Genomic DNA, 15,864 nt, shown 5'->3' on the forward strand with positions numbered 1-15,864 from the left:
CCGACGTGCGGGAACGAACTTTTTTCCGCACACTTTCGTGTTGCCCACTTCCCAAGCAATGGAGCTTAGGCTAACCTAAGTCTTGTCACTTCGTGGTGGGAGTGGCAGTCAGTTCGGGAACAGACGAGGCCCCGCTCGCCGGTCGTACCACCGGTGGGCGGGGCCTCGTCGTGCGTCCGGGATCGCCGGCCCGGTACGGCAGAACGCCGAGGCGCCGCACGGGTGGCGGCGCCTCGGCGCTGTCCGGCAGCTCGGCTTGTCGGAGCATCCACTGCCGGGATCAGGGGGTCACGCGGTGGGCAGCAGCAGCCCGTTCCGCCCGGCGCGCGCCGCTTCGAAGCGGGCGTTGACGTCGGTCCAGTTCACGATGTTCCACAGCGCGCTGATGTAGTCGGTCTTCAGGTTGCGGTACTGGAGGTAGTACGCGTGCTCCCAGATGTCGAACGCGAGCAGCGGCGTCGTCGCGATCGACAGGTTCGAGTGGTGGTCCTTCAGCTGGAGGGTGACCAGCCGCCGTCCGACCGGTTCCCAGGCGAGAACGCCCCAGCCGGAGCCCTGGATGGAGCCGGCGGCGGCGTTGAGCTGGAGGCGGAGCCCGTCGAACGAGCCGAAGAACTCGTCGACCGCGGCGGCCAGTTCGCCGACCGGCTTGTCGCCGCCGTCCGGGCTGAGGTTCTTCCACCACACCTGGTGCAGCGCGTGTCCGGCGAGGTGGAACGCGAGGGTCGTCTCCAGGCCGACGATCGAGCCGAGGTCCTCCTGGTCGCGGGCCTCGTCGATCCGCTCGATCGTGTCGTTCGCGCCCTTCACGTAGGCGGCGTGGTGCTTGCCGTGGTGCAGCTCGTTGATCTCGCCGATGATCGCGGGCTCCAGATCGGCGTAGTCGTAATCCAGATCCGGCAGCACGTACGGGGCCATCGACGCTCTCCTCAACCTCTTGCAACATCTTCTTAGTTGCAACCTACTGGCATTAAGCCGTCAGGGCGAGGGTGGGGCGGGTGAAATCCGGTTGCCCGCGAGCGGGCGGCCTGCGACGGTCAGCGGTGTGTCCGTCCTGGCAGCTCGCGGAGTCACGCTGTCCTTCGGTCCCCGGACCGTGCTCTCGGAGGTTGATCTCGATGTCGCCGCAGGCGAACGCGCAGGGCTGATCGCGCCGAACGGGGTGGGCAAGTCGACCCTGCTGCGGGTGCTCGCGGGCGAGCTGGCACCGGATGAGGGCGTGGTCGTCCGGCATCCGGCGTCGGCCGTCGTGGCGCACCTCACGCAGGAGACCCGGCCGCGGCCCGGCGAGTCGTTGAGGGAGCACCTGGCGCGGCGGACGGGGGTCGCGGAGGCGAACGCGCTGTTCGAACGCGCGGGCGTCGAGCTGTCCGAGGGCGTCGCCGGGGCGGAGGACCGCTACTCGGCGGCGTTCGACCGCTGGACGACCATCGGCGCGGGCGACTTCGAGGAGCGCGCGGACGCGGTGTGCGACCGGCTCGGCCTCGACGCGGACCTGCTCGACCGGCGCACCGCGCACGAGCTGTCCGGCGGCCAGTCCGCCCGGCTGCGGCTGGCGGCCGTGCTGCTCACGCGGGCGGACGCGCTGCTGCTCGACGAGCCGACCAACGACCTGGACACCGACGGGCTGGCGCTGCTGGAGGCGCACGTCTCGGCGAGCCGGGCGGCGATCGTGCTGGTCAGCCACGACCGGGAGTTCCTCGCCCGCACGGCGACGGCGATCGTCGAACTAGACGAGTTCACCCGCACCGCGTCGCTGTTCCGCGGCGGCTGGGACGCCTACCTGGAGGAGAAGTCCGCCGCCGAGCGCCGGGCCCGCGAGGAGTACGAGGCGTACGCGGCGAAGCGCGAGTCGCTGACCGAGCGGTCGCGGCTGACCCGCGAGTGGTCCCGCGCGGGCGTGCGGAACGTGGCGAAGTCGAACGAGAACGACAAGAACATCAAGCACCGGGAGAAGCAGCGGTCGCAGGCCACCGCGGCCAAGGCGTCCATTGTGGACCGCGCGCTGGAACGGCTGGAGGAGGTCGAGGAACCGCGCGAGGCGTGGGAACTGCGGCTCACCCTGCCCAGCGCGGGCCGGGGGAGCCGGATCGCCTTCACGTTGCGGCAGGCCGTGGTGAGCCGCGGCGACGTGACGCTGGGGCCGATCGACCTGGCCATCGGCGCGGGGGAGCGCTGGCGGATCACCGGGCCGAACGGATCGGGCAAGTCGACCCTGCTGGCAGCGCTGCTCGGCCGGATCCCGCTGCTGTCCGGCGAGCGCGGCGAGGGCTCGACGGTCGTGGTGGGCGAGGTCGACCAGCTGCGCGAGGAGTTCGACACCGACCGGTCCGCGCTGGACGTCGTCGTGTCGGCGACCGGCCTGGAACGGGTGGAGGCGCGGACGCTGCTGGCGAAGTTCCGGGTCGGCGCGGACACCGTGCTGCGGGCCGCCAGGACCCTGTCGCCGGGCGAGCGCACCCGTGCCGGGCTGGCGTTGTTGCAGGCCAGGGGCACGACGTGCCTGGTGCTCGACGAGCCGACCAACCACCTCGACCTCGCGGCCATCCACCAGCTGGAACAGGCGCTCGCCACGTACGAGGGCACGTTGTTGCTGGTGACGCACGATCGGCGGCTCGCGGAAGCGGTCGCGGTCGACCGCGAGCTCGACGTCCGCGGGCTGTTGGCCACCCCGCCCGCCAAGGGTGCAAGATAAGGGGATGAGCACCGAGGAGGACTGGCCTGTCGAACAGACCTGGTCCATGCGCAACACGCACTGGCACGCCTACGTCGAGCACACGTCCCTCGACCACGCCTCCCCTCGGCAGGAAAGACTGGAGCGCACCCCGGAAGAGGTGCTGAGCACCCCCGCCGAGGTCGCGGCCTGGCTGGAGGTGAACCTCCGCAGCGCCACCAAGCCGGAGGAGGCGGGCAAGAAGCGCGTCAAGGACGAGCGCGACTTCTCCGACTCCAACCGCGTGCACACGTCGCTGGCCTCCTGCGGGGAGTCCATCTACACCGGCGTGAAGGGGATGCTGACCCTCGCGGTCGAGGCCGTGACGCCGGACGACTGCCGCAGTTCGCACGACGGCGCGGACGTCGCCCCCCTGAAGTCGGGTCGCCGCCGCTGACCGGCGGGGGCGACCCTCCTACCGGGCCAGGGGCCTTTTTCCTGCACGGCAGCCGGGCCTGACGCGGCCCCCGTGGCACGGCCGGACGGCCCGCGAGCCATTCGCCCGCGCCGCCTCAGGCGCGACTCCCGTCGAACGGGACGCCCTAGTCGACCGGCCAGGTGTGCACGGGCTCGCCCTCGTGCATCAGGTCGACGTACCGCCTGAGCATGCCGGTCAGCGCGGTGCCGCGGTCGGCTCCGCGCTCCTCCAGCCGCACCACGGTGTCGCGCTGCCAAGACGAGCCCGTGCGGCGGGTCAGGCAGCGCTGCTCGATCACGCCCAGGTACCGCTCGCGGGCCTCGTCGGAGACGCCGCACGCGCGCAACCCGTCGTGCGCCATCGGCAGCAGCCTGCGCAGCACCAGTTCGTCCGGCGGCACCCAGCCGATGCCCGGCCAGTACAGCTGGGCGCCCATCCCGTGCCGCGCGCCGGTGTACAGGTTCTCCTCGGCCGCGTGGAACGACATCCGCGTCCACAGTGGACGATCCTGGTCGACCAGCGCCCGCTGGGTGCCGTAGAAGAACGCCGCGTTGGCGATGGTGTCCAGCACCGTCGGACCAGCGGGCAGCACCCGGTTCTCGATCCGCAGGTGCGGCACGCCGTCGACCACGTCGTACACCGGCCGGTTCCACCGCCAGATCGTGCCGTTGTGCAGGCGCAGCTCGGTCAGCTCGGGGGTGATACCGGCTTCGAGGAGTTCGACGGGGTTCTCGTCGTCGGTCTCCGGCAGCAGCGCGGGGAAGTAGCGGGCGTTCTCCTCGAACAGGTCGAAGATCGACGTGATCCACCGCTCGCCGAACCACACCCTCGGCCGCACGCCCTGGTTCTTCAGCTCCTCGGACCGGGTGTCGGTCGCCTGGAGGAACAGCGGGATGCGCGTCTCGTGCCACAGGGCTCTGCCCAGCAGGAACGGGGAGTTCGCGGCGATAGCCACCTGCACGCCCGCGATGCACTGGGCCGCGTTCCAGTGCGCGGCGAAGTCGGCAGGCGCCACCTGGAGGTGCAGCTGCACCGACGTGCAGGCCGCCTCCGGCAGGATCGACTCCTGGTAGCTCAGCAGCCGTTCCGGGCCGTGGCCCGCCAGCGGCGAGCCCTCCATGTGCAGCACGGTCTCCTCGCCGCGCGCCGCGAAGATCCGGTCGTTCAGCACCTTGTAGCGCGAGCTGTTCGACAGCCACCGCAGGTCGAAGTGCTCGTGCCGCAACGTCGGCAGCACCCCGATCATGACCAGGTTCGCGCCCGCGTCCCGCGCCTTGGCGTCCGCCGCGCTCAACGACGCGCGCAGATCCTGTTCCAGGCCAAGGGTCTCGTCACCGGCCAGCTCGCGCGGCGGGACGTTGATCTCCAGGTTCTGCTGGCCGAGTTCGAGGGTGAAGGAGGGGTCGTCGATCTTCTCCAGCACTTCGGCGTTCGCCATGGCCGGTCTCAACGCGTCGTCGACGAGGGCCAGTTCGATCTCCAGGCCCATCTGCCTGCGGGGGAACGAGAAGCTGTCCTCCGCCAACATCGTCGCCAATGCCTCGAGGCACCGCTGGAGCTTCTCCCGGTACCGCTGGCGATCCTCTCTGGTGTACGCGCGGCCGGTCACATCCCTGCCCATGCCGCCTCCCCTCGATCGTGCTGCTCCGGCGGCGGAGCGGAGCGCCAACCGTGACACAGCGCTGAGGGGCCCGCCAGCGTCCAAATCGGTGCTCTCTGTCACGTGGCCGTAACAATCAGCGAGGAAGTGCTGGTTGGAGGCTTGCGCATTGAGCCCTCTGGACTACGAGCAACGCTCACATGGCGGGAGTGCGAGACTTTCCGGGTGGCCGAAGTGATCGAGATCGCAGACCCGGACGACCCGCGGCTGGACGACTTCCGGGACCTGTCCACGGCCGATCGCCGACCGGACCGGCCCGGTGGTCGGGGGTTGGTGATCGCGGAGGGCGTGGTCGTGGTCGAACGGCTGCTCGCGTCGCCGTTCCCGGTGCGCGGGTTCCTCGGTGTGCGCAGGCGCGTCGAGGCGCTGGGGGACCTCCCGGCCCCCGCCTACGTGGCGTCGGCCGAGGTGATGGCGGAGGTCGTCGGATTCCACCTCAACCGGGGTGTGCTCGCCGCCGCCGACCGGGCCGTGCAGCCGTCCGCCGCCGACATCGCCGACGGCGCGAAGCGGCTCGCGGTGCTGGAAGGCGTGGGGGACCACGAGAACCTGGGGTCGATCTTCCGCAACGCCGCCGCGCTGGGCGTCGACGGCGTGCTCCTCGGGCCCGGTTGCAGCGACCCGCTGTACCGGCGCAGCGTCCGGGTGTCGATGGGGCACGTGTTGCGAGTCCCGTTCGCGTCCCTCGACTCGTGGCCCGGTGGGCTGGACATGCTGCGCGCCAAGGGTTTCCGGATCGTCGCGCTCACCCCGCGGGCCGGATCGGTCGGGTTGGCGGACGCCGGGCTGCGGGGTTCGCGGGTCGCCGTGCTGCTCGGTTCGGAGGGGCCGGGACTGACCGAGGAGGCCATCTCGTCGGCCGACGTGGCCGTGCGCATCCCCATGGCGGACGGCGTCGACTCCCTCAACGTGGCGACCGCGGCGGCCGTGGTGTTCTACGCGATCGCCTGAAACATCGTTGGGCACGCTACGTTCATCCCCGGAAACGGTGATTTCGGAGGGGGCGTTCGTGGAGTTGCGTGTCCAGGCAGGCCGCGCCGTGCTGGCGGGTGAGAGCGAAGCGGGTGAGCTGGAAGTGGATCCGCACACCCTTCCGCTCGGCGCCGGCCTCGCCGAAGCGCTGCACGAGTGGGCCAAGGTCGCCGAAGCCGTGCTGCGCACCGACGCCCCCGCCGACGGCGCCGCGGGCGCCCTCGTCACCAGGCGGGGCCGCCAGCTCGCGGGCCGCCTGGCCGCCGACATGGGCGTCCAGGTCGCCTTCGCCGACCCCGTCACCGGTGAACGCCACCTCGTCGACGCCTCCCAGTCCGGCGTCCGCCCGCGCCCCCGCATTCCCGTCGAGACCCCGACCCCGGAACCCGAGCCCGCACCGGAGGAGCCCGCCGAGCCCACCCCGTGGGGCACCGGCCTGACCGTCAGCGTGTTCAGCGGCGCGGTCGTGGGCTTCATGGTCGTCACGCTCTCCCTCGGCCTCGGCGAGACCAACCGCTGGCTCGCGCTGATCGCCAACGTCCTCGTCGTCGGCGGCATCGCCCCGTCCGTGTGGCTGGCCCGCAAGACCCCCGTCTGGCGCTGGGTCGCCTACGGCGTCACCACCGGCGTCGTCCTCGCCTGGATCGCCCTGATCCTCACCCTGCTGGAACCATGACCTCCTCCGGCCAGTCGTCCTCCAGCCACCGCCGCACCAGCGCGGCGTGCGACAACGGCGACGACAGATCGGCCACGTCCCCGTTGGTCGTGTAGTCCAGCAGCACCACGTCCTGCCGCCCGTCCAGCGCCCGCAGCTCGTCGAGCTCGGCGCCGACCCGGTTCTCCAGCACCCACCGGTACGCGGGCAGGTAGATCCGCCGCCGCGCGACCTCGTAGGCCAACAGCTCCCCGCCCTCCACCCCGGCCCGGTGCCCCCGCACGGCCCCGAACCGCCGCACCGTCCGCTTCAGCCCGCCCATGGACGTCACCCGCAGCTTGCCCAGGTCGACATCGGCGGCGTCGAACACCTTCAACGCCTGCCAGATCCCCTCCACCGACTCACCGGTCATCCCCGGGCTCAACGGCAACGGGATGCCCCCGTGCGGGAAGAACGGACTCAACCGCACCCACGGCAGCGGCCCCTTCGACGTCACGTCCACCACCACCGCCCCCGGATGCGCCTTCGCGATCCCGACCGCCCCGCGCCGCCTGCTCACCACGTGCACCGCCACGCACGCCCCCTCTCGTAGTGGGTTCAGGGTGCCGGCGGGGTACGACATTTTTCGCGGCCGGAACCACCACCGGCCGCCGGACGTCCCACGGACATGGAGAACGGCACCTGGTGGGTCGCCATCGAGGAGAACCGCGGCATGGGCGACGGTCGCGAGTGGACGATGTCCCAAGCCACCCCCGCGGGCGACCTGCCCACCGCCCAGGCCGAAGCCATGCGCCTGGCCCGCAACTACGCCCCCGCGTACCCGTGGTCGGAGAAGTCCAGGAAGGTGCTGCGCACCGACGAGAACTCCTACCTCGTCATCGTCGACGGCCGCACGTCGACCTTCCACTTCCGCGTCACCGTGGGCGAACTCATCCCGGACGAGTGACGGGCACGAATCGGGTGCTCCTGGTGTGGCGTTCGGCGGGGCCGTTCTACTGCGCTTTCACGGGACCGGTCGTCGCAGTGGTGTCCGAACGTTCGACTCGGGGTGTCTGAGTGTTCGACACGGGGTGTCTGGGGGTTCGACTCGCGGGGGGTTAGCGGAGGTGGGTGCGTTCGTCGATGTGGTGGGCGGGTGTCACCAACGGGTCCGAAGTGGTTGTGGTGGAAGCCTTGGCGTACCAAGGCTTCCACCACGACCGGGGCGCTACGCCAGTGAGTCGGTCCAGGCGTTGTGCAGGCTGGCGAAGTGGCCGTCCTCGCCGATCAGGTCGGCCGGTGTGCCGTCCTCGACGATCCGGCCGCCGTCGACCACCAGGACGCGGTCGGCGATCATCACGGTCGACAGCCGGTGGGCGATGATGAACGCGGTCCGGTCGGCCAGCACGGTTTCCAGCGCCGCCTGCACCGCCCGTTCGGTCGGGACGTCCAGGCTCGACGTCGCCTCGTCCAGCACCAGCACCGCCGGATCGGCCAGGAACGCGCGTGCGAACGCGATCATCTGCCGCTGCCCGGCCGACAACCGGCCACCGCGCTTGCGCACGTCCGTGTCGTACCCCTGCGGCAACGCGGCGATGAACTCGTGCGCCCCCACCCCCGCCGCGGCGGCTTCCACCTCCGCGCGGGAGGCACCAGGCTTCGCCAGGGCGATGTTGTCCGCCACCGAACCCGCGAACAGGAAGTTCTCCTGCGTCACCATCACCACGGCTCGACGCAGGTCGACGTCCGCCAGCTCCCGCAGGTCGACGTCGTCCAGGCGGACGGCCCCGCGGGTCGGGTCGTAGAACCGGGCCACCAGCTTCGCCAGCGTCGTCTTCCCGGCCCCGGTGGCCCCCACCAGCGCCACCGTCTGCCCGGCGGGCACGTGCAGGTCGAACGTCGGCAGCACCAGCGCCGTCTCCGCCGAGTACCGGAAGTCCACGGCGGCGAACCGGACGTCCCCGCGCGCGTGCGCCAGCGGGGTGGGCCGTTCCGGCTCCGGCACCGAAGGCTTCTCCTCCAGCACGCCGGAGATCTTCTCCAGCGCCGCCTGCGCCGCCGAGTACGCGTTGGTGAACATCGCGATCTCGTCGAACGGGTCGTAGAACCGCCGCAGGTACAGGGTGAACGCCGCTAGGGCGCCCACCTCCAGGTGGCCGTCGGCGACCCGCCACGCGCCGAACGCGATGACGACCGCGAGCGACACGTTGCCGATCAGCCGCACCAGGGCGGTGAACGCGGCCATCACCCGGAACGCGTCGGTGTTCGCGTCGCGGAACCGGCCGTTCAGCTCGCCGATGATCTTCTCGTTGCGGTCCTCGCGGCGGAACGCCTGGACCGCGCGGATGCCGTTCATCGTCTCGACGAACTGCACGATGATCTTCGCGATGGCGCCGCGGGTGCCCCGGTACGCGGTCGTCGACCGCCGCCGGAACCACCGCACGAGCAGCAGCAGCGGCACGAACCCGAACAGCACGACCAGCGCCAGCGGCACGTCGAGGTACAGCAGCACGACGGAGATGCCGATGACCGACAGCAACGACGTGAACAGCCCGTCCAGGCCCTCTTCGAGCAGGTCCTGCAACGCGTCCACGTCGCTGGTCAGCCGCGCGATCACCTTGCCGGAGGTGTACTTCTCGTGGAAGCCGAGCGATAGCGCCTGCACGTGCCGGAACACCCGGACGCGCAGGTCGAGCAGCAGGTCCTGGCCGACCCGGCCGGTGAGCCGGACGAACGAGTACCGCATGACCGTCGCCAGCAGGCCGGTGCCCGCGTACGCGCCGACGCACCAGGCCAGCACCGCCGGGTCGCCGCCGACGGCCGCGGGCACACCGCGGTCGATCGCCGCGGCGATGATCAGCGGCCCGGCGAGGTTCGCCAGGTTCTCCAGCACCACGATCGCCAGCGCCAGCGCCGCGGGCAGGGCGTGCGGGCGCAGCAGCGACCCGAGCAGCCTCCGCGACCGGGCCTGGAGCTTCAGGCCCGTGCTGTAGTCGAGTTCGTCGATGTCCTCGGAGGCGACGCCGCGCCACTCCTCCTCGGAGTCGGCAACCGCCGTGTTGCCCGTGCTCATCGCGCCACCACCTCCTCTTCCTCCTCCATCGTGGACAGCAGCCTGCGGTACTCCGCGTTGTCCGCCAGCAGTTCCCGGTGCGTGCCGGTCGCCGCGATCCGGCCGTCGACCAGCATCGCGACCCGGTCCGCCAGCTGCACCGTGCTCGGCCGGTGCGCGACGACCAGCGCCGTCACGCCGTGCAGCACGCGCCGCAGCGCGCCCTCCACCTCGGCCTCGGTGTGCACGTCCAGCGCGGACAGCGGGTCGTCCAGCACCAGCACCGCCGGGTGGCCGACGACCGCGCGCGCCAGCGCGAGCCGCTGCCGCTGACCGCCGGACAGGGACATGCCCTGCTCGCCGATCCGCGTCTCCAGACCCCACGGCAGCGCCTCGACGAACTCCTCCGCCTTGGCCACCCGCAGCGCCTGGCGGACCCTGGAGTCGTCCACGTCCGCGCTGCCGAGCGCCACGTTCTCCCGCACGCTCGCGGAGAACAGCACCGGCTCCTCGAACGCGGCGCCGATCGCTCCCCGCAACGCGTCCAGGCTCAGGTCGCGCACGTCGACCCCGTCGATCGTCACCCGCCCCGACGTCACGTCGTACAGCCGCGGCACGAGCGCCGTCAGCGTCGTCTTGCCCGACCCGGTGGCCCCGACCAGCGCCACCGTCTCGCCCGGCCGCAGGTCGAGGTCGATGCCGCGCAGCACCTCGCGGTCCGCGCCCGGATAGGCGAAGCGCACGTCCTCGAACCGCACGTGCCCGACCACCGGGGTGGCCAGCGGCACCGGCGACTCGGGGTCGGTGATCGTGATCGGCGCGTCGAGCACCTCGAAGATGCGCTCGGTCGCCGCCGAAGTCTGGTTCGTCTCGGCCAGCAGCCAGCCGATCGAGTCGACCGGCCAGCGCAGGTACGCGCTCACCGCGATGGCGGCGACCAGCGTGCCGATCGTGGTCGTGCCGTCGGCGATGCCGATCGAGCCGATCGCCAGCTGCCCCGCGATGCCCAGTTCGGGCAGCACGATCAGCACCGCCCAGAGCAGCGCGAAGATCTTGAACTTGGCCAGCTCGGTGTTCCGCAGCTCACGCGCCTCGGCGGCGAACCGCCTGGTCAGCTCCGGACCGCGGCCGAACGCCTTGAGCACCCGGATGCCGAGCACCGACTCCTCGACCCTGGTGGTCAGGTCGCCCGCCTGGTCCTGCGCCCGCCTGGCCACGACCTTGAACTTCGACTCGAACAGGTACGACATCAGGACCAGCGGCAACGTGTAGCAGAGCGCCACGACCCCCAGCGCGGGCGCCAGCCAGAACAGCACCCCGATGCCGACGACGACGATCGAGGTGTTGACCACCAGGAAGATCACCGCGAACGCGACCCAGCGCCGCACCGTGCCGACGTCCGTGGACGCGCGCGACAGCAGCTGACCGGACTGGTAGCGGTCGTGGAAGGACACCGGGAGCCGCTGGAGCTTCCGGTAGATGTCCGCGCGCAGATGCGCCTCGACCTGCGCCGCGGGACGGGCGATCAGCCTGCGCCGCGTGTAGAAGAGAGCCGCCTCGGTGCAACCGAGCACACCGACGAGCAGCACGAGCCAGGGAAGGGCCGACAGATCGCGATGGGCGATCGGGCCGTCCACGATCCGTTGGGTGATCAGCGGAATGCCGAGACCGCACAGCATCGCCCCGAAAGTGGCGGACATGCTGAGCAGCAGAGGTTTGCGGACAGGTCTGATGTACGGCCACAGCCTGCGCAGGGCGGCGGCCGTAGAAGTACTTTGGTCCTTCACGAGGTAGGTCCCCCTCCGATCCACCCCTGACAGTACGAAGGTGGACCGACACTCGGCATCCGGTTTTTCCCCGACCCGAGTGTGCGAGTTCGACCAAGCTGGAGGTCAAGCGGTGATGAGCGGTGTTGAAGTTCGGTATTTGAGGACTGAGGCGAGCATGGCGTTCCCGAGGGGGAGGTTGTTGGCGCTGCGGGGTGGGGAGCTGCACGTGCTGGCGCCGGATGGGTGGGATCGGGTGGGGAGGACCGCGGCGGGGGCGCGGTCGATCAGTCGGGGGGAGGCGGAGGAGCTGTGTTCGGGGGAGGGGTGGGATGTGGGGTTGTTGGATTTGGTGCCGGTTTGAGGGGTGGGGTGGGGGTGGGGGGTCGGGGGTCGGGGAAAGAGCGGAGCCCGGCCCCCGGCGCGCGATTGTCTCAATGCACAACCACCGTTTGTCAAGGCGGGAAAGATGTCTTGACAAACGGTGGTTGTGCAGGAGGGCGCTGTGTATCGGGGGCAGGGGGAGGTTTGGCTCCGCTTGTGTCGGCTGTGCCGGTTCAGGGCACCTCGCTGCGCGTCGGTAGGGCATCAGGCTGCGCCTGACCAGGGCACCTTGCTGCGCGTCGGCGAGGCGGTGGGCGCTCCGCGCCGGGTGCGAGGGGGCGGCTGCGCCGTCGGGGTATCAGGCTGCGCCTGACTAGGGCACCTTGCTGCGCGTCGGTAGGGCGGCGGGCGCTCCGCGCCGGATGCTGGTGGCCGGCTGCGCCGATGTGGGGCGTGGTTTTTACTAGGGGGTTTTCTTCGCCCGGTACTTGATCATGGCGGGGGCGGAGATGAGGCCGGCCAGGCCGTAGCTGGCTGCTGCTAGTAGTGCTTGGACGGTCCACTTGCCTGCGAGCCAGGAGAGGTCGTCGGGCAGTTTGAGGACTTGGGCGACGCCCATGAGGACGGGGCCAAGGAGGATGATCGGCCAGACCGGGCGGACCTTCAGGACCCAGAGCACGGGGCCGGCGAGCATGACGCTGGTCAGCAGTGCCACGGGTAGGCCGACTACCAGGAGCAGCAGGAATTGGCCGAGGTTGGTGCTGTCGATCATGGTGCGGAGCTTTTCGGACTGGAATGCGGCTACCCAGGCGAGGAGGAGGGCGGCGCCGACGGCTGCGGACACCACGACTCGGAGGAGCACCTTGAGGGCGAGGCCGTTCGAGGTGGAACGAGGGGTGTCAGTCACGGGCAGCAGTCTCGCTGACGGAACGGGTGCCTGTCACCGCTGCGCCGATGGCGAATCCGAGCGCGGCGGTAACGATCGTGCCGGCGGGAATGGCGATCCAGACCGTGAGGACCAGGAAGACGGCGGCGAGGAGCACGCCGATGATGGCGGCGGCCGCTGGGCGGGTGAGGCCGAGGGCGCGCATGGCGAGCCAAGCCAGGAGGCCGCCGACGATGACGGCGACCGGCATGGAGATGACGCCGACGCCTAGGCAGTCGAAGTCGTCGGTGGAGCACACGGCGCCGGAGGCGATCAGTTCCCGAACGCCCCACCAGAGGGCGCCGAGCACCGCCCCGATGCCTGCGCCTATCAAGATCCGTCGCCCGTCCATGATCATCGGGTCCCCGTTGGGGGCGATCGGTAAACCCCTGGGCTTCGGGAACGCGCAAACGGCTGCGGCCCACCACGGGGAATCCGTGGTGGGCCGCAGCCGTCAATCCGCTTGCCTACCCCCTGTGGGACCGGACGCCCAGCAGGACGTCCTCCCACGAGGGCACGATGGGATGCGTCTTCTTCCCGCGCTTCGGCGGCTCCTTGCGAGCGGGAGCCTCCGCGACGACGACGGCGGCCGGTTCGGCCACCGGCGCCTCCGGCTCAGCTTTGGGCTGTTCCGGGACCTGGGGTGCGGGCACCGGGAGCGGGATCTCCTCCTTGGCGAGGATCTCCGTCTCGGTCTCGACCTCGGGCGCGCGGGTCGTGGTCTGGGCTTCGAGGGCCTGGCGGGCCAGCTGCGTGACCGGGCGAACGGTGCGCAGCGTCCGGTTGGGGTTGGGGTCCATGAGGTCCACGGCCGCCTCGTCGAGCGCGGTCACGGTCCCACCGTGCGCTCCGGGGTGGAACGCCCAGTGCGCGGTGTTGTCCGAACGGCCCGCGGTCCAGTGCATCTGCACGACCCACTTGCCGTCCTCACCGCGCCACGAGTCCCAGCCGACGTCGGTGTAGTCCTGGCCGCGCAGCCCGAAGGAGTGCGCCACGACCTCGCCGAGCGTCTGCACGTCCGGCCCGTCCTCGCGCACGGGGTGCGCTCGTTGGGCCAGGTCAGCGGTGCGCGAACGCTCCAGCAGGACCGGGTAGGCGTACCGCTCGACGCGGTGGCTCGGCAGCCCGGAGGCCGCCGCGACCTGCTCGACCGATTCACCGGCGCGGATGCGGGCCTGGATCTCCCGCGGCCGCATCTGGCTCTCGACCTCGATCTGGATCTGGCCGAGACGGGTCAGGTCGCCGCGCGCGGCGGCGCGGAGGCGCTCATCGGCCGGAAGCAGAAAGCGCTCGCCGCCGGACGGGTCCTCGCAGATGACGGACTTGCCGTCCTCGTCGAGCCCGATGACTCGCAGCGCTCGCATCCTGGCCTCCCCTATTCAGCTCCACCTCGCCAAGCAAAGACGTTAAACCGGCGTGCCTCCTTGACGGGGGAGACTCGCCGTGCACATGTGACTACTTCACCCGATCTTGCCGTACATCGGGCCTGGGCGCACGTCCGTTACCGGAAGGTTCACCTGGAGCACGAGCCCGCCCCCTTCGTGTGGTCTTGCGCTGACGGACCCGTGGTGGGCAGCGGCTATGGACCGGACGAGCGAGAGGCCCAGACCCGTGCCGTTGCCCGCGAGCCGTTCGGTGCGCAGCCTGCGGAACGGCTCGAAGAGCCCCGGCACCACGTCGACGGGGATCGGCTCACCGGTGTTGACGACCTCCAGCGCGGGTTCGCCGCCCACGTCCACCCGGACCGACCCGCCCGGCTTGTTGTAGAGCACGGCGTTGCGGACCAGGTTCGAGACCAGGTGCGACAGCAGCACGGGGTCGCCCAGGACGATCCGCGACCGGGACGAACGGGTGATCTCCACGCCGCGTTCGGCCGCCAGTTCCGAGCACGACTCCACGACGTCCTCGACGACCTCGTGCAGCCGCACCGGCACCCGGCTGCTCAGGCCCCGGTCGCTGCGGGCGAGCAGCAGCAGGCCGTCGATCAGCTTCTCGCTGCGCTCGTTGGTGTCGAGCAGGTGCTTGCCGAGCCTGGCCAGGTCGGGGCTCGCGCCCGGCGCGCCCATCGCGACCTCGATCAGCGTCCGCTGCACGGCCAGGGGCGTGCGCAGCTCGTGCGAGGCGTTCGCGACGAACCGCTTCTGGCTGTCGAACGCCCCCGCGAGCCGGTCCAGCATCCCGTCGAAGGTGTCGGCGAGGTCCTTCAGCTCGTCGTCGGGGCCGTCGTGCTTGATCCGCTGGTCCAGGTTGTCGGCCTCCAGCCGGTGGGCGGCCCCGGTGATCGAGTGCAGCGGTTCGAGCACCCGGCTCGCCATCAGCCAGCCCACGCCGACCGCCAGGACGACCGTGATCACCAGCGCGACGATCGACTGGAGCAGCAGCGTGCCCAGCACCGAGTCGCGGTAGTCCTGCACGGTCAGCTCGATGGTCTGGGCCACCTCGGTCCGCCCGGACTGGGCGGGGATGTCCGCGTAGGCGGGCAGGGCCCTCGCCGCCGCGACGGCTGTGCCCGCCTGCGGGAGCGTGGCGGCCACCAGGATGTAGTTGGTGACCAGCAGCGCGGTCCCCGCGAGCAGGAACAGGCCCCCGTACCAGGCGGTGAGCCGGGTCCGCACGGACAGCCGCAGCTCGTTCACGACGTGAACCGGTAGCCCGCGCCGGGCACGGTCTCGATCACCTGCGGCGCGCCGAGCTTGCGGCGCAGCGTCACCATCGCCACCCGGACCGCGTTGGTGAACGGGTCGGCGTGCTCGTCCCACGCCTTCTCCAGCAGCACCTCCGGGCTGACCACGGTTCCCCCGGCGCGCATCAGGACCTCCAGCACGGCGAACTCCTTCGGGGACAGCGCCACGAACCGGCCGTCGCGCGAGACCTGGTGGCGCGGCAGGTCGAGCACGACGCCGGCGCGCTCCAGCACCGGCGGCAGCGCGGGCCGGGACCGGCGGGCCAGCGCCTGCACGCGGGCCACCAGTTCGGCGAACGCGAACGGCTTGGTCAGGTAGTCGTCGGCGCCCGCGCCGAGGCCCGCGACCCGGTCGTCCACCTCGGCGGCCGCGGTGAGCATGAGCACGCGCGCCTCGCCGCCCGCGGCCAGCACGGCCGCGCACACCTCGTCGCCGTGCACCACCGGCAGATCGCGGTCCAGCACCACCACGTCGTAGTCGTGCACGCCGACGCGCTCCAGCGCGGCCCCTCCGTCGTAGCAGACGTCGACGGCCATGGAGAGCCTGCGCAGCCCCTCGGCGATCGAGTCCGCGAGCAGACGTTCGTCCTCGACCACCAGCACGCGCATGCGGCCCAGTGTCGCGGAAGGAGGCATAAGCGCCGGATAAGGCACTTCGCTTAACGGCCCGAGATCACCGGATCCGTAGAACTTCAACGGCGGCGGGGTCGACGTCGG

General features: G+C 71.0%; 15 protein-coding genes. 5 read left to right on the forward strand and 10 right to left on the reverse strand.

Annotated elements, in window-relative coordinates; all coding sequences use genetic code 11:
- Window positions 1–288 precede the first annotated feature (288 nt).
- Window positions 289–918 carry a superoxide dismutase gene (locus RM788_RS27930; protein WP_315920501.1) on the reverse strand — a complete coding sequence of 210 codons (630 nt, stop codon included), beginning with the start codon at window positions 916–918 and terminating at the stop codon, window positions 289–291.
- Between the two features lie 127 nt (window positions 919–1,045).
- Here RM788_RS27930 and RM788_RS27935 point away from each other — a divergent pair, with 127 nt between their 5' ends.
- Window positions 1,046–2,695: an ABC-F family ATP-binding cassette domain-containing protein gene (locus RM788_RS27935; RefSeq protein WP_315920503.1), complete on the forward strand. Its 1,650-nt coding sequence runs from the start codon at window positions 1,046–1,048 to the stop codon at window positions 2,693–2,695.
- Between the two features lie 4 nt (window positions 2,696–2,699).
- On the forward strand, window positions 2,700–3,110 hold the full coding sequence (locus tag RM788_RS27940) for a hypothetical protein (protein ID WP_106185452.1): 411 nt from the start codon (window positions 2,700–2,702) through the stop codon (window positions 3,108–3,110).
- Between the two features lie 145 nt (window positions 3,111–3,255).
- Here RM788_RS27940 and RM788_RS27945 read toward each other — a convergent pair whose 3' ends face one another.
- Window positions 3,256–4,752, reverse strand: a complete 1,497-nt coding sequence (locus RM788_RS27945) for a glutamate-cysteine ligase family protein (protein WP_315920505.1) — start codon at window positions 4,750–4,752, stop codon at window positions 3,256–3,258.
- 204 nt (window positions 4,753–4,956) lie between these two features.
- Here RM788_RS27945 and RM788_RS27950 point away from each other — a divergent pair, with 204 nt between their 5' ends.
- On the forward strand, window positions 4,957–5,742 hold the full coding sequence (locus RM788_RS27950; RefSeq protein ID WP_315920507.1) for a TrmH family RNA methyltransferase: 786 nt from the start codon (window positions 4,957–4,959) through the stop codon (window positions 5,740–5,742).
- A 58-nt stretch (window positions 5,743–5,800) separates the two neighbouring features.
- Window positions 5,801–6,439, forward strand: a complete 639-nt coding sequence (locus tag RM788_RS27955; protein ID WP_315920509.1) for a DUF2537 domain-containing protein — start codon at window positions 5,801–5,803, stop codon at window positions 6,437–6,439.
- Here RM788_RS27955 and RM788_RS27960 read toward each other — a convergent pair.
- On the reverse strand, window positions 6,420–6,992 hold the full coding sequence (locus RM788_RS27960) for a DUF6939 family protein (protein ID WP_315920511.1): 573 nt from the start codon (window positions 6,990–6,992) through the stop codon (window positions 6,420–6,422). The genes RM788_RS27955 and RM788_RS27960 overlap by 20 nt on opposite strands.
- A gap of 93 nt (window positions 6,993–7,085) precedes the next feature.
- Here RM788_RS27960 and RM788_RS27965 point away from each other — a divergent pair, with 93 nt between their 5' ends.
- On the forward strand, window positions 7,086–7,364 hold the full coding sequence (locus RM788_RS27965) for a hypothetical protein (RefSeq protein ID WP_315920513.1): 279 nt from the start codon (window positions 7,086–7,088) through the stop codon (window positions 7,362–7,364).
- Between the two features lie 261 nt (window positions 7,365–7,625).
- Here RM788_RS27965 and RM788_RS27970 read toward each other — a convergent pair whose 3' ends face one another.
- The 7 genes from RM788_RS27970 to RM788_RS28000 form a co-directional block, all read right to left on the reverse strand.
- Window positions 7,626–9,470, reverse strand: coding sequence for an ABC transporter ATP-binding protein (locus tag RM788_RS27970; protein ID WP_315920515.1), 1,845 nt, complete (start codon window positions 9,468–9,470; stop codon window positions 7,626–7,628).
- Window positions 9,467–11,236 carry an ABC transporter ATP-binding protein gene (locus tag RM788_RS27975; protein ID WP_315920517.1) on the reverse strand — a complete coding sequence of 590 codons (1,770 nt, stop codon included), beginning with the start codon at window positions 11,234–11,236 and terminating at the stop codon, window positions 9,467–9,469. The genes RM788_RS27970 and RM788_RS27975 overlap by 4 nt, the downstream gene beginning before the upstream one ends.
- 766 nt (window positions 11,237–12,002) lie before the next feature.
- A complete protein-coding gene (locus RM788_RS27980; RefSeq protein WP_315920520.1) occupies window positions 12,003–12,446 on the reverse strand; it encodes a hypothetical protein in 444 nt (147 codons plus the stop codon).
- The gene (locus tag RM788_RS27985; protein WP_315920522.1) at window positions 12,439–12,822 is read right to left on the reverse strand and encodes a hypothetical protein; all 384 of its coding nucleotides are present in this window, start codon (window positions 12,820–12,822) and stop codon (window positions 12,439–12,441) included. The genes RM788_RS27980 and RM788_RS27985 overlap by 8 nt, the downstream gene beginning before the upstream one ends.
- Window positions 12,823–12,931: 109 nt before the next feature.
- The gene (sepH, locus tag RM788_RS27990) at window positions 12,932–13,828 is read right to left on the reverse strand and encodes a septation protein SepH (RefSeq protein ID WP_315920524.1); all 897 of its coding nucleotides are present in this window, start codon (window positions 13,826–13,828) and stop codon (window positions 12,932–12,934) included.
- Between the two features lie 96 nt (window positions 13,829–13,924).
- Complete coding sequence (locus RM788_RS27995; protein WP_315920526.1) at window positions 13,925–15,100, reverse strand: sensor histidine kinase; 1,176 nt, start codon at window positions 15,098–15,100, stop codon at window positions 13,925–13,927.
- On the reverse strand, window positions 15,097–15,756 hold the full coding sequence (locus tag RM788_RS28000; protein ID WP_315920528.1) for a response regulator transcription factor: 660 nt from the start codon (window positions 15,754–15,756) through the stop codon (window positions 15,097–15,099). Before RM788_RS28000 ends, RM788_RS27995 begins: the two co-directional genes overlap by 4 nt.
- Window positions 15,757–15,864 lie beyond the last annotated feature (108 nt).

It is taken from the genome of Umezawaea sp. Da 62-37, from assembly GCF_032460545.1.
Lineage (GTDB): Bacteria > Actinomycetota > Actinomycetes > Mycobacteriales > Pseudonocardiaceae > Umezawaea.